Source organism: Bacteroidia bacterium (assembly GCA_027493955.1).
Taxonomy (GTDB): domain Bacteria; phylum Bacteroidota; class Ignavibacteria; order SZUA-365; family SZUA-365; genus JAOSJT01.
Map to the genome: position 1 here is coordinate 4687878 of JAOSJT010000001.1, position 22027 is coordinate 4709904.

The window sequence follows — 22027 nt, forward strand, 5'->3', positions numbered from 1 at the left end:
GTCCCCCAACTTACGTGTGGGAGTTAGAGGAAGTGTCGCCCTTCGGGCTCTTCTGCTATGACGAGTCACGCGTGCGACCCCCAACTGACGTTGGGGGTTAGAGGAAGTGTCGCCCTTCGAGCTCTTTTGCTATGACGAGTCACGCGTGCGACCCCCAGCTTACGTTGGGGTCGGAGGAAGTGTCGTCAGCCCCCGGCTGAGCTGGGGGAGGTCGTGGCTAGGCGCGTGTCGTCCCCCAACTGACGTTGGGGGTTAGAGGAAGTGTCGTCAGCCTCCGGCTGAGCTGGAGGTCGTGGCTGGGCGCGTGTCGTCCCCCAACTTACGTTGGGGGTTAGAGGAAGTGTCGCCCTTCGGGCTCTTTTGCTATGACGAGTCACGCGTGCGACCCCCAACTTACGTTGGGGGTTAGAGGAAGTGTCGCCCTTCGGGCTCTTTTGCTATGACGAGTCACGCGTGCGACCCCCAACTTACGTTGGGGTCGGAGGAAGTGTCGTCAGCCCCCGGCTGAGCTGGGGGAGGTCGTGGCTAGGCGCGTGTCGTCCCCCAACTGACGTTGGGGGTTAGAGGAAGTGTCGCCCTTCGGGCTCTTCACTCTTCACTCTTCACTTTTTACTCTTTACGATTCACGATTCACGATTCACGATTTACGATTCACGATTCACGATTCACGATTCACGATTCGCGATTCACGATTCGCGATTCACGATTCGCGATTCGCGATTCGCGATTCACGATTGCATTTTCTCCACGCCGGTGCTATCTTAAACATTCCATTGGCGACGTACCCAAGTGGATTAAGGGGACGCTCTGCAAAAGCGTTATTCATCGGTTCGAATCCGATCGTCGCCTCGAAGCGGCCGCATACTGTGCGGCCTTTTTTTTGAGGAGTTAAACGTTAAACGTGAAACGTTAAACGAGATGTGCTCTGCAGTGTCGATGTATCATGCGGAGATGTTGTGCCGGACAAATGGAGGTGTCGTCAGCCCTAGGCTGAGCTGTGCTCCGGATTTCCTGTCTCTTTTCGCTTTACTTTTCACCCTTTACCTTTCCAGTGTCGCCTTTCGGACTGAAAACGTCAATAGTGCCTCGTCCCGCCTTCGCTCTCATGCACCGACGGTTGTGCCATAGACCTGTGATACTTCGGCCGGCGGGCGATTCGGCGGGCAGCCAATCGTGCCTTGACTGGTCTTGACTTCAGACATATCTTATCCAGATGAAGCGCATCAGACATATCGCAGTCCGCTTGCTGGTATTGCCGCTGCTGGTTGTGGCGACGACGGGCGTACCGATGAGTTGGCATCTCTGCTCGATGAGCGGTACGGTGACGGTATCGTCGGACTGCGATATGCATGCCGCGAAAGCTACAGCGTGCTGCAACGGCACTGCGGCCGACGAAAGGCCATCGGTAGCGCGCACGGCCTGCTGCGTCGAATTCGACAAGACGGTACAGCTTTCCGACGAGTACACCGTCCCGATATTTGTCCCCACTGCCGATCTTGCGATACTCCCCGTTGATGTTGCTGACGACGGCGCGGCGGATCTTTTCCGTAGCTTTACTTCCTTCGCCCGCGAGATACCACCGGGCGATCCGCCTCCCTCCTGGCTGCTTACCGGCTCCTTCCTGTCCTGAGATAATCTTTCGCGGGTGATTGCCCGCGTGTATTGAGAACCCCCGGCGCTTACCGCCGCGGGTTATCGCGTTGTACCTCATCGCGATGTTTTTCAAATCGATACCGGATCATTTCAGGAAAAGCAATATGAGTACCCACGTCATACGCCTTTCGCTGTTCGCAATGCTGTTGCTGTGTGCTGAACACAGCTCCGCACAGACCACGCGCAGCAGACAGGACTTCATCGATGCCGCATTGAACAACAGCGCCGCGCTCCGTGCCGCATCCGCCCGGGTGCGATCCGCTGAAGCATCACGCAGGCGGGCTTCCGCCTGGGAGGCGCCGACAGTTGCCTTTGAATTTTACGCTACACCCGTCACCTCGCTCAATCCTCTCCGCGACGGGCTCGAAAACGATTACTCCATTCAGCAGATGATCATGTTTCCCGGCAAAATCGGACGCATGGAAGACATGGCCGATGCCGGTATTCGCATGCGCCGCGAGAATGTGGAGACGGCGAAGCGTGCGATTATCGCCGAGGTGAAGTCCGCCTACGCCATGCTGACGGCTGCGCGAAACAGACGGAACGTCAATCGCGACAACATTACGCTGCTGGAGCAGATCGCCACGAGCAGCGAAGCCGCCTACGCCGTTGGCCGTGGCGGCAATGCCGATATTCAGCGCCTCCGCTCGGAACTGGGACTACTCCGCAATGAAGGCGACGCCATCCTGGCTGAAGAGCAGCGCGCACTGGCAATGCTCGCCGCGCTGACGGGAGAAGCCGTGCATCGCGTGATCGGGGAGACCGAAGTGATCGCCCTCTCGCCGCTGCGTTGGAACGCCGATTCGCTGGCGGACGCCGCTGTCACGGCGCGTCCCGATCTTCGCGCAATGCGCCAGGACATCGAAATGCAGGATGCGCGGGCGCGCCTGGCCCGGAGGCAGTGGCTGCCGGACCTCATGGTGCGCGCCATGTACAAGGAAATGACCATGGGTATGCCGGATCACTGGTCGCTGATGTTCGGCGTCAGCGTGCCGATTGCACCGTGGTCCAGCGGCGGTTACGCGGGAGCGGTGGAGGAAGCCGAAGCCGACGCGCGTGCGGCTCAGGAACAGCTCGAAGACATGCGTCGCATGGCGGAATACGAAGTGCGCGACGCCTGGGCTGTCGCGAATGGTCTGTGGGAGCGCCTGACGCGTTTCCGCGAGAGCATCATTCCGCACGCCGAACAAGCACTGCAGGCAGCCATGACTTCCTACGCCACAGGCGGAGGCGATTTCGCGACACTGCTGGACGCGGCGCGCATGTTGGCGATGTTCCGCATGGATGCGGAAATGCTGGAGGGCGACTATCACGTTGCCCTCGCGCGGCTCGAACGCGCAGTCGGAACGGACCTTGGAATCTAGAACGATGAAAATCAGAATAACGGAGACTGTCATGCGATTCAAGAATAGATTACTCCCGCTGCTCACCGCCGTGCTCGTTATCAGCATGCTCCCCGCCTGCGGCGGTGGCGATACCGACCATGCCCACGAGGCCGCGGCCGAAACCTGGACCTGCCCGATGCATCCTTCCGTGATTTCCGACCGGCCCGGGGCCTGTCCGGTGTGCCACATGGATCTCGTAAAAAAAGCCGAGTCCGCCGATATGTCCGCCGAAGACGAGGCGATGCTGCAATCGGTGAGTCTCTCGCCGGCGCAGCGCATTCTCGCAAATGTGACCACGGTTCCCGTATTGAAGCAGCGTATCGAGCGCAGCATCACGGCGGTGGGTGTGGTGGATTTTGCCGAGCCGCTGCAGTCCGTGGTCAGCGCGCGCTTTCGCGGACGCGTCGAGAAACTGCATATCAACTTCACAGGAGCTTCGGTGCGGAAAGGACAGGCGTTGTTCGATCTCTACAGCCCCGAACTGATCACGGCGCAGCAGGACTACCTGATCGCCTTCAACGCGCGCCGCAAGGCGGTGGAAGCCGGCAACGCGGCGGCCGCGGAAATACAGTCCGGCATGATCGAAGCGATACGCGGCAGACTGCTTATGCACTACGGATTGCCCGAAGAGAAAATCGAACAGCTCGAACGGGCAGGGAAAGCCGTGCACACCGTCACGTATCCATCGCCGCGTTCGGGCACGGTGACGGTGAAAAATGTGCGGGAGGGCGGCTACGTGGACGACGGCACCGCCGTATACGAAATCGCGGATTTCTCCCGTGTGTGGGTGTACATCGAAGTCCCGGAGCAGGATATCCGTTACATCCGCAACGGACAGACGGTGCGATTGACGAGCGCCGCCTGGCCGGGTGAGGAATTCAGCGGACGGGTTACCTTCATTGATCCGGTGATGAACGCGCAGACGCGTACGGTCCGCGTGCGCGTCGAGACCGCCAATCCGGGAGGGAAACTCAAGCCCGGCATGTACGTCAGTGGCGGCATCGCGCTAAAGGGTGCGGAGATTCTGGCTGTTCCCGTATCGTCGGTGATTCGCACGGGCCGCAGGGACGTGGTGTGGGTGGAAGCGGAAGAAAACCGCTTCGAACCCCGCACGGTACGGCTTGGCGCGAAAGCCGGTGCTTTTTACGAAGTGCTGAGTGGCATTGATGAAGGCAGCATGGTCGCCGAGAGCGGCGGTTATCTTCTGGACTCCGAGAGCACGCTGCTCCATCCCGACCGCGTGAAGGAATCCTCCGCCGAAGTGACGGAAAGCGCCGGTGTCGGGGAGATGACGGGTGCGGAAAGCAAAGCCGGACCACGGGAGATCAAGATCACGGTGGACTTCGGCTACTCCCCCGAAGTTGTCCGCGTCAAAGCGGGCGAGAAGGTGCGGCTGCTGTTCCATCGCGTGGAGGATTCCCGCTGCACGGACGAGGTCGTTTTCCCCGACTTCGACATACGAAAGAAGCTGCCGGCGTTCAAAACGACGGTGGTGGAATTCACCCCGAAGAAGAAAGGCACCTTCACTTACAGCTGCGGCATGGACATGCTGCACGGCAAACTCATCGTCGAATAACTCGGCTCCGCATCATCGCGAAGAAGGAAATGACATCATGATAGAACGCATCATCACATTCAGCGCGCGGAACCGTTTTCTCGTTCTCCTGACCTACGCTCTCGTCATCGGCGCGGGTGTGTGGGCGGTGTGGACGACGCCGGTGGACGCGATACCCGACCTGTCGGAAAATCAGGTCATCGTTTTTGTCGAATGGATGGGCCGCTCGCCGCAGCTCGTCGAGGATCAGGTCACTTTTCCACTGGTGACCGCCTTGCAGGGCGTACCCGATGTCGAGGCGGTACGCGCACAGTCCATGTTCGGCATGTCATTCATCTATATCATATTCGACGAACGCACCGACCTGTACTGGGCACGCAGCCGTGTGCTGGAGAAGCTCTCCACCGTGCAGTCTTCCCTGCCTGGCGGTGCGAAGGTGCAACTCGGTCCCGACGGGACGGGCGTAGGCCATGTGTATTGGTACACGCTCGAAGGACCGCAGGATCTGGGCGAGCTTCGCGCGATTCAGGATTGGTATGTGAAGCTGAACCTGCAGGGCGTCGAGGGAGTGGCCGAGGTCGCCTCTATCGGCGGCTATGTCCGGCAGTATCAGATCGACATCGATCCCGCGAAGATGCGGGCCTTCAATGTGACCATCCCGCAGCTGCGGAATGCAGTGATCCGTTCCAACAGTGATGTGGGAGGCAAGCTGCTTGAAGTGGCCGGAGCCGAATCCATCATCCGTGGCCAGGGCTATATTCGTTCCGCGGAGGATATCGAGTCCATCGCCGTGTCGACAGGCGCCGGCGGTACTCCTGTGCGCATCAGCGATGTGGCGGTCGTGCAGATGGGTGGAGACATACGCCGCGGCTCGCTGGAGAAGGATGGGAAAGGTCAGGTGGTTGGCGGCGTTGTCGTCATGCGGCAGAACGAGAATGCCATGGATGTGATCGAGCGCGTCAAGGAGCGGCTCGAGGAGCTTCGTCCCGGTCTGCCGGCCGGTGTGGAAATCCACACCGCTTACGACCGTACCGATCTCATCGGTTCAGCAATTGATTCGCTCAGAGATACGCTGATCAAGGAATCCATTGTGGTCAGTCTCATCGTACTGCTGTTTCTGCTGCATGTGCGCAGCGTACTGCGCGTCATCATCGAGCTGCCCGTGGCGGTACTGATCGCATTCATACTGATGAAGCTGTTCGGCATCACGTCCAACATCATGTCGTTGGGCGGCATCGCCATCGCCATCGGGGTTATTGTGGACGCCAGCATCGTGATGGTAGAGAACGCCTATCGCAACGTTGCATTGGCGACGGAGCAAAAGGGGCGGTTGGAGAAACGGGATTACGTCGAGATTTCCATCGCTTCGGCGCGGCAGGTGGGGCCGGCGATATTTTACTCTGTGGCCATCATGGTGATATCCTTTCTCCCTGTGTTTTTCCTTGAAGGACAGGAGGGGAAGCTGTTCCGTCCTCTGGCATTCACCAAGACCTTTGTCATGATCGGTTCGGCCTTCATCGCCATCACGCTGGTACCGGTGCTCATGACGATGCTGACACGCGGGAAATTCAGGAACGAGAGCGCGAATCCCGTCACCCGTTTCCTCAATTTTCTGTACGAGCCGGTAATACGCTACGCGTTGCGCTTCAGGAAAACCGCCATGGTCCTGAACATCGTGGCGCTGCTGCTGGCGGTGCCGATGGTGATGGACAGCGGCTCCGAGTTCATGCCGTCGCTGGACGAAGGTAGTCTGCTGTTCATGCCCGTCACGCTGCCGTCGGCATCCATGACAGAGGTGAACCGTATCATGCAGGTGCAGGACGCCATCATCCGCTCGGTCCCCGAGGTGGAAACGGTACTCGGTAAAGCCGGACGGGCCGAAACGGCCACCGATCCCGCGCCGGTGAGCATGATCGAGAGCATCATTCTGCTCATACCGCGGGAGCAATGGCGACCGGGCGTCACCCAGAACGACATTATCTCCGAACTGGACGCAAAGCTCCAGATACCCGGTGTGCGCAACGGGTGGACACAGCCCATCATCAACCGCATCAACATGCTCGCGACCGGTGTGCGCACCGATCTCGGCGTGAAAATTTTCGGACCAGATCTCGACACGCTGGAGCGGCTCGCCATCGAAGCGGAGCAATTGCTGCGCGGTGTGGATGGTGCCGCGGATCTGTACGCCGAGCGTACGCAGGGTGGTCTGTTCCTGGACATCACCATCGACCGGGCCGCTGTGGCCCGCTACGGGGTGAGTCTCGGCGACGTTCAGGACGTCATCGAAATTGCGATCGGCGGTGAGAATCTCGGGACGATAATAGAGGGACGGCAGCGTTTCCCGATTCGCGTGCGCTTCGACCGCGAGAGCCGCGACGACATCGAGAAGCTGCGCCGTCTTCCGGTTCCGGTCAACGTCACACCTACGTCGGGGGGAGAGAGCATGGCAAGCACTGTTTCGGCGTCGTCTGCTGACAACTCGATGCCAGGCATGAGCGGCATGAGCGGCACCGGCGGAAGCGAGCAGGCGACGACGGCCCCGGTGGTGTCATCCGGAGGTGATCGTCGCATGAGTCTTTCTTCGGGGGCGTATGTACCGCTTGGAGAATTGGCCCGCATCGAACTCGTACCCGGTCCTCCTATGATCGCCAGCGAAGACGCGCAGCTTCGTTCCATTGTATTTCTCAATGTGCGGGGTCGCGACATGGGCGGCTTCGTGGAGGAGGCCAAGTCTGTGCTGGAAAAGGGGTTGACCCTGCCGCAGGGGTATTCTCTGAAATGGAGCGGACAATACGAGAACCAGCTCAGGGCCCGGGCACGGCTGCAGATACTTCTGCCTGTGGTGGTGATGATCATATTCGTCATGCTGTACCTTGCGACCAAGGACGCGAAGGAGTCGCTGGTGGTGATGTTCTCCGTGCCGTTCGCACTTGTCGGGGGCGTGTATTTGATATGGTTCCTGGGTTACAACTTCTCCGTCGCCGTCTGGGTAGGTTTCATCGCGTTGTTCGGGCTCGCCGTGGAGACCGGAGTCGTCATGGTGGTGTATCTCCATGAGGCGCTCGATCGAAGACTGCTCGCGCATCGACGCGGGGAGCGCGGACCAATCACCGTTGAGGATATCCGCGAAGCGACGCACGAAGGTTCCGTGCTGCGTCTCAGACCGAAAATCATGACCGTGGGCACAACGCTCATCGCTCTTCTGCCCATCATGTGGAGCAGCGGCGTCGGCACCGACGTCATGCGACCTCTCGCCGCACCCATGATCGGCGGCCTGATCACCTCCGCCATACACGTGCTCGTCATCACTCCCGTACTTTTCTCCTGGATGAAAGAGCGTGCGTTGCGCAAAGGTACCCTGGAGGTGTCGCGCATGGCGGGGTGGATGAAGGAATGACGTCGGATTTTCGGATTTCACATTGCGGATTGCAGAGTCCGGATTTCGGATTTATCTTGATGGAATACCATGGTGAAAAGGTGAAAAGGAAAAAAGGTAAAATGGTGAAAAGGTAAGATGCTACGCGAGAAGCTCTCCTGCCTTTTCACCTTTTCACCTTTTCACCTTTTCACCCTTTCACCTTTTCACCCTTTCACGATTCTCCACCTTTTGAAGTTTACCCTATGAAAGGCAGGGAAAGCGGGATGCCGGAGGAGGAGTACTGGAATACCTTCTTCGATGCGGATTGTCTCACGGGCAGATTGTTCGCGGCATTGCCGGATGACGGTGCTGTCGTTGAGTTCGGCTCCGGGTACGGGACCTTTTTCCTGAGCGCTGCAAGGCGTACGTCGGGAGCCGTTTTCGGTTTCGAGATCGAGCCGGAACTGGTCGCCCTGGTGAACGGGCGCTGTGCGGCTGCCGGTCTCACGAATGCGAAGGTCGTGCGGCGGGATTTCATGACGGAGGGCACGGGACTTCAGGTGAGGAGTGTCGATCATGCGATGGTGTATAATATTCTCCACATCGAGGATCCCGTCCGACTGCTGGCCGAGGCCTTACGCGTGCTCAAGCCCGGCGCCGCTGTATCCATCATACACTGGCGGAGCGATATACCGACGCCGCGCGGTCCGTCCCTGCATATCAGACCCTCGGTGACGCAGTGCATCGCGTGGGCAGAAGCGGCCGGGTTCAGCGATCCGGAAATCTTCGACGTCGCAGATTGCTGCCCGTATCATTACGCTGTGGTGATGAAACGGCCGGGGTGAGGCTGCTCACCGTCAGTGTCATCGCTTATAGATTCCCAGGCGATTTCCCAGGTTCACGGGACAGGCATGCGAGGGGAGACACTTGCCGTAATCACTCAGGCATCCGAAAAAAATCCCATCGAGTCGTAACCCGATGGGGGCCAGTGGGCATTAGCCCATCCGGGGTAGAATTACATTTGATTGATACGAATCGTTGATAACTTGTCAATATGGGTACGGATTATCCCGGTGAAGATATTGCTTTCCGCAGTGTGATAGTGTTTTGCGGCTGATGCTGTGCGGAGGGTGCTGCTTCAGCTTCCTTGATTCTCAAATGGGGTGTCGGTACATTAATAATCAGGTTTTTTCGATATTTCCGATGTAAACCTGGCGCACAGAGCGGCGGTCTCCGGGCCACGGGTCACTCGCGGGCATGGATAATTCCGCACTCTGCATCCCGAACATGCTATGCGCACATCGAAGTTGAAAAGCTGAATGTTCCCCTGCCGGGGTGGCGGAATTGGTAGACGCGAAGGACTTAAAATCCTTTGGATCCGAAAGGTCCGTGCGGGTTCGAGTCCCGCCCTCGGTACAGTATCTCTGAAGCAGGTTTCCATAAACCAAGGCGACAGCCCATGGCTCACACCGCACGCGCGTGCCCGGCGCTCCTGTTCTCCATCCTCGCGGTTCTTCTTCTCACGTCTCCCGTCATTCCGCTTGCCGCACAGCAACTCGGGACTGTTCCCGACAGGAAAAAGGAGGATGAGAAGATCTCCGCACGGGAAATGCAGCAGCAACAGGCCCTTCCGACCGTCGAAGTACCGGTCAATGACACGACGTACATCGTCGGTCCGGGCGACGAGCTGAGCATCAACATTTTCGGAACGCAGTTCTATTCGCTCAAGTCAGTCGTCAACAGTGACGGATCGCTGATCATACCCGAACTCGGACGCGTGTTTGTGCGCAACGCGTCGCTGCTCGACGTCCGCGAGAAGGTCCGCATGCTGCTGCGCGACGAGATCCGGCGCGCGGAGATCGTCGTGAGTCTCGGAAGGGCGCGACAGGTGAAAGTGACCGTGGCAGGTGCTGTCCAGCGGCCGGGTATCGTTGTCCTGCCCGCCACCGCGCGGGTTTCAGAAGCCCTCGAGATGTCCGGCGGCGGCATCAAGGACACGACAGCATTGCGCAACATTATCGTGCGCCGTGGTGACGGAGCTATCGTGAGAGCCGATCTCCTTCGCTATTTCCGTATCGGGGACCTCGACGCCAATCCCTTTGTCAGCGGCGGAGACAGGATATACTTCCCGCCGAAGGACAGAATCGTCAGCGTCTACGGCGCGGTGGGGATCGAAGGACGCGTGGATTATGTGGAGGGCGAACGGCTGTTCGATCTTGTCGAGGCCTGTCAAAGTTTTCGTGCGCCGGCGTTTCTTGACAGTATAGAGGTCGTGCGTTTCGAAGCCGATCACCGGAGCACGAAGCGTTTTTTCCTCGATCTGCGAGGATATCCGCACGATGAGAGTAAAAATATCGCACTGGAGGCGGGTGATCTGATACTCGTGCGCGCCATGCCGCGCTATCGCATGCATCAGCTCGTGCTGGTTACCGGCGAGGTGCGCTACGAGGGCAGTTACAGCATCATTCAGGGAGAGAGTACACTGCGCGACATTATCACGCAGGCGGGCGGATTCACCCCCAACGCGTCACTCGAAGAGGCCGTGTTGATCCGCAAACCGCCGGAGTCGGAGAAAGACATCGAATTCGAGCGTTTGCAGAAAATTCCCGCCGCGGATATGCGTGAAGACGAGTACGAATATTTCAAGGCTCGTTCGCGCGAAAAAATCGGTATGATGGTCGTGGATTTCAAGAAGCTGTTTCTGCAGGGAGATTTGTCCCAGGACATCCTCCTCCGCGAGGGCGACGTCATCGAAGTGCCGAAACTGAAGAATTACATCCGCATCATCGGCCGCGTGAACAATCCCGGCAACGTCATTTTCAATCCCGATTGGACGTACATGAACTATCTGAACGCGGTCGGAGGCTTCGGCTGGCGGGCGGATGACGGCGACGTCCGCGTCGTGAAGGCGCGCACTGGCGAGCTGGTGGATGCGGAGAATTATAGCGATTACGAACTCGAGCCCGGCGACACAATCTGGGTGCCGGAAGTACCGGAGGTGAAATTCTGGGAAATCGCCTTCGAAGCGCTCGGCGTCATTTCGCAGATTGCCGGTATTGTCGGTATCGTCATCGCAATTTCACAGATCAACAAGTGAGTTGACGCCCATGCGCGAAGCAGCATCGAACAGCGATTTAGACGGCTGGCTCTCCCTGTACCGGAGCGTCCGCGCGAAGTGGAAGGCTGTACTGGGCATGATGGGAGCGATCACGGCCGTGATGCTCGTCTATGTGCTCATCATGCCGCAGAAGTTCACATCCACGGTGACGCTGTTACCTCCACAGAAGGAAAGCAATGCGATGGGGCTCGGCTCGTTACTGCAGGGTGCCTCGTCCTTGCCCATGTTCGATATCGGCTCCTCCCTCGGCTTCGGTGGCAGGCCGAGCGACATTTTCGGCGAGATACTCAAAAGTCAATCCGTGGCGGAGAGTCTCATCGTCGGACACAGGCTCGACGCGTATTTCGGTGTGCCCGCCGGGAAATCGCACCGGCACGCCATAGAGCCGCTGCGTGAAGCCAGCGAGATCGAAATCAACAAGAACGGGCTGATCCGCGTATCCGTTACGCTCGGTACCGGATTCTTTCCTTCGTCTTCCGAGATTGACTCGATCAAGGCGCTCGCCGCCAACGTCGCGAACGATTATGTGCTGTGGCTGGACCGCATCAACCGCGACAAGCTGATCTCGAGCGCGCGGAATTCCCGGCAGTTCATCGAGCAGGAACTGCAACGGACGCAGGATGAACTTGACAGCGCCTACGCCAAGCTGGTCAGTTTTCAGCGTGCCAATAAGTCCGTGTTTCTGGACAAGCAAATGGAAGCCGCGTTGAGCGGCGCAACGGACATCAGGGAGAAATTGATGCAGGCGCGGGTGGAACTGGGCGTGCGGAAGCGTGATTTCGCGGAGCACAGCCGTGTGATCGCGCAATTGCAGTCGCAGATCGATGAATTGTCACGCCAGTATCAGTCCATGAGTTCGGGCGCCGGCGGGGAGGACTATGCGGTGCCCTTCCAGCGTGTTCCCGAAGTCGCCCGCGACATGGCGGGTCTGATGCGCGATGTAAAGATTCTCGAGCAGGTGATCCTGTATTTGAGTCAGCAGTATTATGAGGATCGCGTGCAGGAAGCGCGCGACACGCCCACGGTGCAGGTGCTGGATGCGGCGGTGCCGGCGATACAGCGCACGTCGCCGAAGCGTGCCGCATGGATGTTGATGACGGTATTTCTCGCTTTTGTGGGATCGGTCGGTTTCATCATGGTACGCGCATTCCTCGACGCACGTCGCGGAGCTGTGCCGGCGCATCCATCGGATTCGAGACGCTCCTGAGCGGGCGCAGAGCATGGCGGCGCCAACCGTTCAGCGTTTTGCCCTGAATTTCTGGACGCTCACCGTCTCGAGAATTCTGTATCGTGCCGTGAGTGTCGGCGTGGCGATGTACCTCGCGCGTTCATTGGGCGCGGCGGTGCTGGGGGAATACGCAACGGTACTGAATGTGCTCACGTTATATCTCGCCTTCGCCGATCTTGGGGTGACCAATCTCGTGATACGGGACGTGAGCAGGGATACCTCGCTTTCCGCCGATTACCTCGACAATTTTTTCGGTCTGCAGCTGCTCGTGGGTGTGGCGCTGGTTTTCCTTATTCTCGGAACGGGCTGGATTTCGGGCTACAGCGAACTTCTCATCATTGCGCTGTTCATCGGAAGTTTCGGACCGCTGTTCAGCGGACTCTCGAACGCGTATCAGGGCCTGATGAACGCGCAGCAGTTGTTCTATCCCTTCGCCGTCATCGAAATCGTGTGCATGCTTGTCTTCCTTGCCGGGAATGTGCTTGTGGTGCTCCTGGGAGGAGCGCTGCTGGAGCTGGTAGCAGTGACTTCGGTGGTGTCGCTTGTGAAATACGCGTTGGGCGCGATGTGGGCGCGGCGTTTCGGCATGCGTGTACGCAGGAGATGGGATGCGGAGCTCATCCGCGGCATGATGACTGCGGGACTCCCGTTTCTGCTGATCAACGGAGCGCATTTCGCCATACAGCGGATGGACGTACTCTTCTTGTCGTGGACGGTGAGCGAAGACCGCGTCGGCATGTATGCCGCGGCGTCCCGTTTGATCTTCGCCTCGTTGTTTCTGGTCTCCAGTGTCGGCGCGATGCTGTATCCCCAGTTCAGCAAGGCGTTGCAGGAGCATCGTGAACGGGCGGCGGAATTGTATGCCCGGAGCACGGTGTATCTCACCATCGCCGGCGGCGTGACGGGCCTGCTGTTCTGGCAGCTTGCTCCGCACATCACGGCGATACTGTACGGAGAGGCTTTCGCGGAATCCGCCCGCATATTGCAGATACTGGGGTTGTTTATTCCGTTGTTCTCTCTCGGGCTTGCCGCCAGCAATGTGCTGATGGTCAGTGACGCCGTAAGGCACGCCGTATACGCGAGCGTGATAGGGCTGCTGGCCGGAGCCGCCGCATCTCCATACCTGATCGCCCTCTACGAGATACAGGGTGCGGCCTATGCCGTTCTCATCGCGGAAGCAGTCGCCGCAGTCCTGTACATCGGTTACACGCGCAGGCAGCTCGGATTCGCCCTGCCGTGGAGGAAGCTCGCAGCCGCGGCACTGTCCTGTGCGCTTCCGCCGATGTTGCTCTCGCTCGCGGGCGGGGAGACGGGGTGGCTGCAGGCAGGGGCGGGTATCGCGGCGTGCATGCTGCTGTTGTTCGCAACGCGCGTGCTGACTCGTACCGATGTGAAGCATGTGGCTGCCCTGGCGGGCTTCCGGAGGGTCTCGTGATGCAACGGTTGCTGCAGTTGCCGCTGTTTCGCAAAGAGGGGACGCAGTACGCTTTTGTCGTCGTGCTGACTGTCATCATCCTCACCGGTATGGGTGAGACCTTGCTGTCCTCGCCTGCGCACTTCGCGGGATTACTGGTGGCGGCGGCCGCGGCAGTGCTCGCGATAGCGAACTATCGGCTCGCTTTGCTGTTGTTCACGGCGTTTCTGTTCGCCTATGAGGAATTCAATCTCGTCAGTCAGGAGGCGTTCGTCGAGGAGAACATCAGCAACACCGTGCTGGCCGTGAAGGTACTCGGCTTCGCGTTGATGGACGTGCTGTCGCTGCTGCTGCTTATCCCTGTTCTCCTTCGTGAATGGCGATGGTCCGTTGCCCACGGACGGGTGCGTATTCTCCGCGCGGACACGTGGCTGCTGCCATTGATACTGGTGTGGGTGTTCGGCATGATGACGGGATGGTTTTCCATGATGTCGTTCAGCGCCTATACCTGGGACCTCCGCATGCTCGGGCATGTGCTGGTGTTTTACTACATCTACTCTCGCACCTTCACCGAGCGAAGGGACTACACAGCGGCTATAGTGCTCGGGGCGGTGGTGTTCGTGCTGAAGCAAAGCGTGTTTCTCTGGCGCTACGTCGCAGGCACGGGTTTGGACATGGGGGGCATTCGGCGCGTCCTGCTTGGCAGCGACCTGCCCCTCACGGCGGTGTTCCTCTGTCTGAGCGTCGCCGCGTACTTCATTTACAGACACGAAACCGGTTGGAAGCGTCCTGCGGCGCTCGCCTTTTCCATCTATTTCACTGTGATGCTGATAGCGGGACTGGGTAAGCTCACGTATCTGCAGGCGACATATTCGCTGCTGATGATTTTCCTGCTTCACCGGGGGGAAATCAGCATGAAGAGCGTCGGCAAAGTCGTTCTCACTGCGGGAGCGGCGTCGCTGTTGGTGTACATGGTACTTCTGCCGCCCGGTGTACGCGAAACCGTTTCCTACGCATTGAGCAGCGCATTCAACTGGGTGGACGCGCTGAAGCTCTACGGTGATCTGTCCTTCGGTACGCGTCTTCTGGAAATCATCAATGTATGGGCGGTGCTGCAGCGGGAAAGCGCCGTACTGTGGGGACTCGGCTGGGGTGCGCCGTGGAGCGAAATCGCCGTACATATGCCATTCGACGGCGGCGCGTTTGCGGTGGAGGAGCAATACAGCGGTGTGCATGTGCAGACGCATATTGACGCAATCACCATCATGCTCAAGGTGGGCATATTCGGTGCACTGATCATCTACGCCACCATGCTTCGCTTCTGGACAGCATCGCTGCGCCAATACCGGCGTATCGAGTCACCGGCAGAGCGCTGGACGCTGATGGCGTTGCTGCTGCTGCTGGTGATTGTCATTCCGAATTTTCTCTATTTTATTCGTCTGAAGTATCTGCTGGGCTTCGCCCTCGCGGGTGCGGCGGCATTTTCCATCAACCACGGCGCGACGCATGCGGGCCAGACGCACAATACCGGTAACGCTCATACTGACGACGCTGAATGAAGAAGCGGGTATCCCGCTCTTTTTTCAGGGCGTGCGCGCATCCACCGTGTTGCCCGCGGACATTGTCATCTGTGATGGCGGATCCACAGACGCTACTGTCGAGGCCATCCGTCATGAAGCGGGTATGCTGCCGGTGACCTTGGTGATCGAAGCGGGAGCGAACATTGCACGCGGACGTAACGCCGCCGTGGCGCGGGCGACACAGGACATCCTTGCCATCACCGATGCCGGGTGCCGCATCGAGCCCTTGTGGCTGGAGCTTCTCACAGAGCCGTTGTTGAACGATGTATCAATTGATGCCGTCGGCGGCGGGTATGCGCTCGAGGGCGAGACCTGGGTGCAGCGCTGCACAGAAGCGGCGACACTGCCGTTGGAAGCGCAGGACCCGGAGAATTTCCTGCCGTCGTCGCGGTCTTTCGCGGTGCGGAGGGACGCGTTCCTGCGGGCGGGCGGTTATCCCGAAGAGCTGACGTTCGCCGGCGAAGACACCGCGCTGTGCCTGCGCATGCGCGCGCTGGGAATGCGTTTCGTCACCCGTTGGGATGCCGTGGTACACTGGGAAACACGCCGCACGCTGAAGTCTTTCTTGTGGCAGTACTATCTGTACGGACTGGGTGACGGCGAGGCGCGGTCTCTGGGTTGGCGTTACCGGCGCATCGCCCTGAAATGGGGTGCGATGCTCCTCCTCTTGCTGTGTTCACCGCTGCTGCCCTGGCTGCTCGTGCCCGCCGCACTCGGTGTTGCCGCGTATGCGGCGCATTTATACCGCGTGTTCCGATGGAAGAGACTTTCGCCGCTACGTGCCGCCGGGGGGTTCCTGTTCGTGCTGCTGAAAGAGGCGGCGATGTTTGCGGGCTATATCGCGGGCCGCGTCTTTTCACCGAAGCGTCTCCGAACATGACCACACGGCCACGCATAGCGCATGTCGCCTTCAATCAGGCGCTCAAGCTCCCGGTGCTGATTGCCGAGCTGCGTTCGTTACGCAACGAGATGGACATCGAACTCGTCGTCCCGTCCTACGATCAACGTCCGGCGGAACTCGAAGCATTGCTTGACGGTGTGCGTGTGCGCTTCGTGCGACTGCTCTCCCGCGAATGGTCCGCGAGGCAAACGGCACCACTCAAACTTCTGCGCTTCCTCGAATTCACCGTGAAGGCATGGTGGACGCTCGTCACCGGACGTAGCGATCTGTACGTCGGGCACGATATGCCGGGCATGCTGCCGCTGCTGCCGTATGTGCTGTTTTCACCACGCAGCGTCGTTTTCGCCGCACATGAACTGTGGACGGAAGCGGCAGAAGACAACGCGCCCGCGCGTCCGTTGTGGCGCATGCTCGAACGCTGGATCGTTCGCCGCGCGGGTCTGGTGATCGTGCCGGAAGAAAACCGCGCGCGTATCATTTTTGAAGAGTACGGATCGAAAGCCGCGCCTGCCGTCGTGCGCAACATCCCCGAGGAGGTCGTTGACGTACCCCGGGGATCCCTGTTGCGCGATCTGCTCGGTATCTCCGCTGACGCCGTCATCGTGCTGTATCAGGGTCTCGTGTCCGACACGCGCTGCCTGCGTGAGCTTGCCCAATCCCTTGCCTCGCTGCCGCCGCACGTTCACATCGTCATCGTCGGCGAAGGCGACACGCGGCTTCGGTCCGACCTCGAAGACATCGCCGCGGACACACGCGGCAGGCTGCGGCTTCTTCCCTGGATGCCGCCGGACGAGCTGCGCGCCTTCACCGCATCGGCGGACGTCGGCGTGCTGCTGTACCGCAACAACGGACGGAACAACTATTTCGCGGCGCCCAACAAACTCTACGAATATCTCTTCGCCGGGCTGCCTCTCGTATCGAGCGCATTTCCCGGGCTGCAGGCCATCATTGAAGGCAGCGGCTTCGGTGTGTGCGCCAATCCGGACGATCCGGGTGACATCGCGCGCGCGATTCTTGAGGCATCCACCATCCCGGCTGGCGAGAGCATCGCTTCGGCGGCGCGCCAGCGCTTTCGCTGGACGGATGAGGCCGCAGTGCTCAGAAGTATCTACGCTGAACTGCTGGAGGCGCGCCATGCAGGCTGACGGAATCGTCTGTTTTGCCGGCAACGACTGGTGGGTGCACAACCCGATGACGGAAAAACATTGGATGCGCGCGCTCGCCAGGCGTGGATGGACGGTGCTCTTCATCAACAGCATCGGCGTGGGTATGCCCTCGGCAGAATCGCCACGGGTGATGCGGCGCCTGCTGCGGAAGCTGCGGAGCATGCTGCGCTTTTTGAAAAAAGATGAAGGGGTCTGGGTTCTCACTCCCGTGCTGTTGCCGTTGTGGTCCTTCGCACCGGCGCGCTCCTTTAATGTGTTCTTGCTCACCATGCAGGTCCGCTGGGCCATGAAGCGGAGCGGAATGAGCGCGGCATTGTTCTGGGCAGGCATACCCACGGCGGCGTTGTTGCTTCGCCACATCACACACACGGCGTCGGTGTACTATGTGCAGGACAACTATCCCGCGTACTACGACGCGATGCATTTTACCCGCATTGAGGAAGACCACGACACTTTGCTGCGCGAAGCCGACGCGGTGATCTGCGCCTCAATCGGACTCTATGAGCGCATTGCCGCGGAACGAAGCACTGTGCATTACATTCCGCACGGCGTACATCCCGCGTTTCTCGGGGCACCGCTTGCGCCCTCCACCGAAGCTCCGGCGTTGATCAGGGATATACCGCATCCGATCATCGGGTACTGGGGATCGCTCGAGGCGTTGCAGGACCTCGATCTTGTGTACGAGCTTGCGTCCGCGCATCCGGAGTGGTCCTTTGTGTTTATCGGCCGTGTGATGGCCGATGTCGCTGCCGTCGCGGCACTGCCGAATGTCCACTATCCGGGGCCCGTGCCCCTTGAGGAAGTACCATGCTACGGTGTGCATTTCGATGTCGGCTTCATGAGTTTCGTACAGACGGAATGGATCCGTTTTTCCTGTCCCATCAAGTTCCGTGAGTATCTTGCGATGGGCCTCCCGGTGGTCGCGCCGCCTATTATCGAGGTGGAGCGCGCCTATGGAGGAGAAGGGCGCATCGCCTCTACGGCGGAGGCGTTTGCAGAACAGATTCGCCTGGCACTGCAGAGCGACACCCCCGCGGAGCGAATGCGCCGCCGCGCGCTGGTGGCCGGCGAGACCTGGGAAGCTTCGGCCGGGCGTGTCGCGTCGATTCTGAGTACCATGGGAGGGAGGCGCTGATGTGCGGCATTGCGGGCATGTTCGGACGTAGCGACGAACGGCAGTTGCGTGTGATGACGCAAATGCTGCGGCATCGCGGACCCGACGGTGGAGCGGTGTGGTTTGGCGACGACGTGGGATTCGGGCACCGGCGTCTGAAAATAATAGACCTCAGCGAAGCGGCGGCACAACCGATGCTGTCGGCGGATGGCCGCTGCGCGCTCACGTTCAATGGCGAGATTTTCAATTACCGGGAACTGCGTACACAGTTGCGTGGGCTCGGGTATGCCTTCCGTACGGAAAGCGACAGCGAGGTACTGCTCGCGGCATGCATGCACTGGGGACAACGCGTCGTGGAACACCTCGTCGGGCAGTTCGCCTTCGCCTATGCGGATGCCGGGTCCGGACTGCGCATGCTGGTGCGCGACCACCTCGGTGTCAAGCCATTGTACTACGCCGAGAACGGTGATACGCTGTATTTTGCTTCCGAGGCGAAGGCGATACTGGCGGTGCTGCCCGGGACGCGCGAACCCGATTGGAGACATTTTCCGAAGTACCTGACTTTTCTCTGGGTACCCGGGGAGGATACGCTGTTCCGCGATGTGCGAAAATTGTCACCCGGCAGCATGCTCATCGAGCGCGCGGGGCGGTGGACCGTCCGTAGTTACTGGAATCCCGTAGAGACGTGGCTGGGTGCGGAGCAGAGCACGGCAACGGAAGCGGAGCGCGACGAACAGCTCCGCGTACTGCTGGGCGAGGCCGTACAGTCGCAGCTCGTCAGCGATGTGCCGCTCGGACTGCTGTTGAGCGGCGGATTGGATTCCACCATACTGCTGTCCGCCATGGCCGGGCGTGGGCGTACTCCCGAGGCGATCACGGCAACGTACTCGTCCGAAAGTCGGGCACGCGACGTGTTCGATGACGATCTGCCGTATGCGCGTTCGGCCGCAGGGGCGTTCGGCGCGGATCTGCGCGAAGCCCTGATTGACGCCGATGTCGTTTCGCTGTTACCGGAGGTGTTGTGGCAGCTCGACGAACCCCTCGCCGATCCGACCGTGATCACGAACTTCATCCTTACCCGGCAGGCGAAAGCCACACATACGGTTCTGCTGACGGGGATGGGCGCGGACGAAATCTTTGCGGGCTATCCCCGTTATGCCGCCACCATGCTCGGCGAGATGCTCCGCACCGTGCCACCGGGAATGACGCGTTTTGCCGCGCGCGCGGTCCGCTGGCTCGTGGACAAAGGTGTCGTGCCTTTGGAACAGGCGCGGCGTCCCATGCAGCTGCTCGATCAGTTGGACAAGCCATTTGAGGAGCGATATATCGGCTATTCGTCCTACGCGACTTCCGACACGTTGCGGTCGCTGCTTTCCGCGCAAGCGCGACATCCGGGAGAATGCGGTATCGTGTTCGATCAGCACAGGGAACTGCTCCGCAAGAGCGCGAAACTCAGTCCGCTCTCCCGTATGCTGGCGACGGATCTGATGACCTTCCTTCCGAAGCTGAATCTCGAGAATATGGATAAAACCAGCATGGCGCATGCTGTGGAAATGCGCGTGCCCTTCCTCGACCACCGCCTGGTGGAATTTGCCATGACGCTGCCGGACAGTGATAAGCTCGGCGCGAAGGGCGAGAGAAAGGCCATTTTACGCCGGGCATTCGCGAATGCGATCCCCGATGCCATTCTGCGTCGTCCTAAAACCGGCTATAGTCCGCCCGTGCGCGGTTGGATGCGCGACAGTCTTCGGGAATTCACCGAAGACATGCTGTGCTCAGAGGATGCGTGCAGCAAGGACCTTTTCCAGCCCGCGGAACTCCGCCGGATAATGGAGGAGAACCGTACCGGCAAACGCGATCATTCCCTGCAACTCTGGGCCATACTCACGTTTGAGGTCTGGCTCCGGTCGGTCGCGCAGCGGCAAGACTGGACGCCGCCCGTAGATCCGAAGCTACTCCCCGTGATACAGCAACCTACGAGGAACGAAACCCATGAATGACAATGCCACCTCCGGGTCCGCCACAGAACTGCTGCAGCGCTTCCTGACCATTCTGCTCCTTTCGCTCCTGCTCATCGGAAGCGTGGCGCAGCTGCATGTGGGACTGGCGGACAACGGTGATTTCTCGCGGCTCTCGCCATGGCTGACCTCCATGCCGGAAGGATACACCGAGAACTGGCCCGCGGAAGCAAGTACGCAATACCACGAGCGTTTCTACAACAACGTGATCGCCTTTTGGAAACTCGATATGCCGCTGACGTCACGCTGGGTGAGCTCCATACTGCTGGTCTGGCTGCCGGGCGCCCTGCTCAATACGTTGTTGTTTTCCACGGACACGTTGTATCTGCCGCTGCTTTCCTTTGCGCCGCGCGTCATTCTGTTACTGTTCGTATGGCTTGTTCTGCGCTGGCTGCGGCGCGAAACGGCATCTGCTGCCGCGCTGTACTCGGTGCTTCTGGGCGTGCCCCTGGTGTTCTTCGGTTTCAATACCGATTATGTGGCATATTTCACGAGCATGTATCAGGAACCCGCATCGCTGATCGGTGTCATTCTCGTGGTCCTGACACTTGCGCGATTTGCGGGACGCGGTGATTCACCCTGGCGTCCATGGATAGCCGGTGCCGCGTTGCTTTTCCTGACGGGAGCCAAGATCAGCAATGTGCATTGGGCTTTCGTCGGCGCCCTGGTGCTCATACCCTGGAGCGCATTGCTGCGCAAACCCCGCCGCCTGGCGCTGTATCTGATGCTGGTTCTGATCCTCCCCGCGGCGCTTCCCATTGCACAGGCGAGTCTGTACGGTACGCGGAAGGTGAACGCATATCAGAGCATTTTTTGCGGAACGCTGCTGTTCAGCGATGCTCCCTGGCAGCACTTGTCGCGGCATGATATGCGGCCCGCCACAAAGTACATCGGGCATCACGCCTACGGAGTTGAAGGCCGTGAATGTCTGGACCTGTACAGTGATAAACTCAGCCACGCGGCAGTCGCGGAGATGATCGCGCACGAGCCGGTGATCGCCTGGCGTATGCTGCTTTTTGCGGCGGACAGCATGCAGCAAGCGGAACTGACACATCTGAGCAAGCATGTGCTGTACAACACGCCCGGAGCCGCAAAGCACTGGTCGCGTTGGCTGCCGGCGACCGCAGCCATTGATACGCCACTGAATGCGTGGACACGGCTGAAGCTCGCAGTCTTTCCCACAGGAGCTACACTACTTGCCGTATTCGCTCTCGCACTGCTGCTCTTCGCCGCGGGACTGCGGAGCCGCGACCGAGTGCTGCTCACTATCGCCCTTGTCGGAGTCCTGCTCGCTCTCGCCGCACCGCTGGACATGTGGATGCAGATTTTCGGCGATGGGCAGCGCGACCTGATCAAGCATCTGTATCTCGCGAACATCTGTTTCGACGGCATCGCCATACTCTTGCCGGCTTATGTTCTGCGCGTGTTGCAATTGCTCTTTTCCGGAGGCCGAAGCGGCTACTGGATGGAGGATTGGAAACGATTGAGCTGACTTTACCCGAACCTTGAGGCTACTGTTTTTCACCGTAACTTTTGA

The 22027-nt window shown here is 59.6% G+C and carries 14 protein-coding genes and 2 tRNA genes; all 16 read left to right on the forward strand.

Features of this window, described 5'->3' with window-relative positions:
* Positions 1-775 precede the first annotated feature (775 nt).
* A tRNA-Cys gene (locus tag M5R41_17815) sits at positions 776-849 on the forward strand.
* Positions 850-1213: 364 nt separating this feature from the next.
* On the forward strand, positions 1214-1630 hold the full coding sequence (locus M5R41_17820; GenBank protein ID MCZ7558259.1) for a hypothetical protein: 417 nt from the start codon (positions 1214-1216) through the stop codon (positions 1628-1630).
* Between the two features lie 127 nt (positions 1631-1757).
* A complete protein-coding gene (locus M5R41_17825) occupies positions 1758-3017 on the forward strand; it encodes a TolC family protein (GenBank protein MCZ7558260.1) in 1260 nt (419 codons plus the stop codon).
* Positions 3018-3048: 31 nt separating this feature from the next.
* A complete protein-coding gene (locus tag M5R41_17830; GenBank protein ID MCZ7558261.1) occupies positions 3049-4614 on the forward strand; it encodes an efflux RND transporter periplasmic adaptor subunit in 1566 nt (521 codons plus the stop codon).
* A gap of 37 nt (positions 4615-4651) precedes the next feature.
* Complete coding sequence (locus M5R41_17835) at positions 4652-7990, forward strand: CusA/CzcA family heavy metal efflux RND transporter (GenBank protein ID MCZ7558262.1); 3339 nt, start codon at positions 4652-4654, stop codon at positions 7988-7990.
* A gap of 224 nt (positions 7991-8214) precedes the next feature.
* A complete protein-coding gene (locus M5R41_17840) occupies positions 8215-8796 on the forward strand; it encodes a class I SAM-dependent methyltransferase (GenBank protein ID MCZ7558263.1) in 582 nt (193 codons plus the stop codon).
* A gap of 484 nt (positions 8797-9280) precedes the next feature.
* Positions 9281-9367, forward strand: a tRNA-Leu gene (locus tag M5R41_17845).
* Between the two features lie 43 nt (positions 9368-9410).
* Positions 9411-11048 carry an SLBB domain-containing protein gene (locus tag M5R41_17850; GenBank protein MCZ7558264.1) on the forward strand — a complete coding sequence of 546 codons (1638 nt, stop codon included), beginning with the start codon at positions 9411-9413 and terminating at the stop codon, positions 11046-11048.
* 10 nt (positions 11049-11058) lie between these two features.
* On the forward strand, positions 11059-12276 hold the full coding sequence (locus tag M5R41_17855) for a Wzz/FepE/Etk N-terminal domain-containing protein (GenBank protein MCZ7558265.1): 1218 nt from the start codon (positions 11059-11061) through the stop codon (positions 12274-12276).
* Positions 12277-12289: 13 nt separating this feature from the next.
* Positions 12290-13732 (forward strand): flippase, encoded by a 1443-nt coding sequence (locus M5R41_17860; GenBank protein MCZ7558266.1) that lies wholly within the window; start codon positions 12290-12292, stop codon positions 13730-13732.
* Positions 13732-15270, forward strand: coding sequence for a hypothetical protein (locus tag M5R41_17865; protein MCZ7558267.1), 1539 nt, complete (start codon positions 13732-13734; stop codon positions 15268-15270). Before M5R41_17860 ends, M5R41_17865 begins: the two co-directional genes overlap by 1 nt.
* Positions 15218-16171, forward strand: a complete 954-nt coding sequence (locus M5R41_17870) for a glycosyltransferase (protein ID MCZ7558268.1) — start codon at positions 15218-15220, stop codon at positions 16169-16171. The genes M5R41_17865 and M5R41_17870 overlap by 53 nt, the downstream gene beginning before the upstream one ends.
* Positions 16168-17337: a glycosyltransferase gene (locus M5R41_17875; GenBank protein ID MCZ7558269.1), complete on the forward strand. Its 1170-nt coding sequence runs from the start codon at positions 16168-16170 to the stop codon at positions 17335-17337. Before M5R41_17870 ends, M5R41_17875 begins: the two co-directional genes overlap by 4 nt.
* Positions 17327-18493, forward strand: coding sequence for a glycosyltransferase (locus M5R41_17880; GenBank protein ID MCZ7558270.1), 1167 nt, complete (start codon positions 17327-17329; stop codon positions 18491-18493). Before M5R41_17875 ends, M5R41_17880 begins: the two co-directional genes overlap by 11 nt.
* Positions 18493-20472 (forward strand): asparagine synthase (glutamine-hydrolyzing), encoded by a 1980-nt coding sequence (asnB, locus tag M5R41_17885; GenBank protein ID MCZ7558271.1) that lies wholly within the window; start codon positions 18493-18495, stop codon positions 20470-20472. Before M5R41_17880 ends, asnB begins: the two co-directional genes overlap by 1 nt.
* Positions 20465-21982 carry a hypothetical protein gene (locus M5R41_17890; GenBank protein MCZ7558272.1) on the forward strand — a complete coding sequence of 506 codons (1518 nt, stop codon included), beginning with the start codon at positions 20465-20467 and terminating at the stop codon, positions 21980-21982. The genes asnB and M5R41_17890 overlap by 8 nt, the downstream gene beginning before the upstream one ends.
* Positions 21983-22027: the final 45 nt, after the last annotated feature.

Excerpts from the sequence above, each read along its gene's own strand:
- M5R41_17875 (MCZ7558269.1), top strand. The coding sequence starts at position 16,168 with ATGACCACACGGCCACGCATAGCGCATGTCGCCTTCAATCAGGCGCTC.
- M5R41_17820 (MCZ7558259.1), top strand. The coding sequence starts at position 1,214 with ATGAAGCGCATCAGACATATCGCAGTCCGCTTGCTGGTATTGCCGCTG.
- M5R41_17850 (MCZ7558264.1), top strand. The coding sequence starts at position 9,411 with ATGGCTCACACCGCACGCGCGTGCCCGGCGCTCCTGTTCTCCATCCTC.
- M5R41_17860 (MCZ7558266.1), top strand. The coding sequence starts at position 12,290 with ATGGCGGCGCCAACCGTTCAGCGTTTTGCCCTGAATTTCTGGACGCTC.
- asnB (MCZ7558271.1), top strand. The coding sequence starts at position 18,493 with ATGTGCGGCATTGCGGGCATGTTCGGACGTAGCGACGAACGGCAGTTG.
- M5R41_17865 (MCZ7558267.1), top strand. The coding sequence starts at position 13,732 with ATGCAACGGTTGCTGCAGTTGCCGCTGTTTCGCAAAGAGGGGACGCAG.
- M5R41_17890 (MCZ7558272.1), top strand. The coding sequence starts at position 20,465 with ATGAATGACAATGCCACCTCCGGGTCCGCCACAGAACTGCTGCAGCGC.
- M5R41_17835 (MCZ7558262.1), top strand. The coding sequence starts at position 4,652 with ATGATAGAACGCATCATCACATTCAGCGCGCGGAACCGTTTTCTCGTT.
- M5R41_17830 (MCZ7558261.1), top strand. The coding sequence starts at position 3,049 with ATGCGATTCAAGAATAGATTACTCCCGCTGCTCACCGCCGTGCTCGTT.
- M5R41_17825 (MCZ7558260.1), top strand. The coding sequence starts at position 1,758 with ATGAGTACCCACGTCATACGCCTTTCGCTGTTCGCAATGCTGTTGCTG.
- M5R41_17880 (MCZ7558270.1), top strand. The coding sequence starts at position 17,327 with ATGCAGGCTGACGGAATCGTCTGTTTTGCCGGCAACGACTGGTGGGTG.
- M5R41_17855 (MCZ7558265.1), top strand. The coding sequence starts at position 11,059 with ATGCGCGAAGCAGCATCGAACAGCGATTTAGACGGCTGGCTCTCCCTG.
- M5R41_17840 (MCZ7558263.1), top strand. The coding sequence starts at position 8,215 with ATGAAAGGCAGGGAAAGCGGGATGCCGGAGGAGGAGTACTGGAATACC.
- M5R41_17870 (MCZ7558268.1), top strand. The coding sequence starts at position 15,218 with ATGCGGGCCAGACGCACAATACCGGTAACGCTCATACTGACGACGCTG.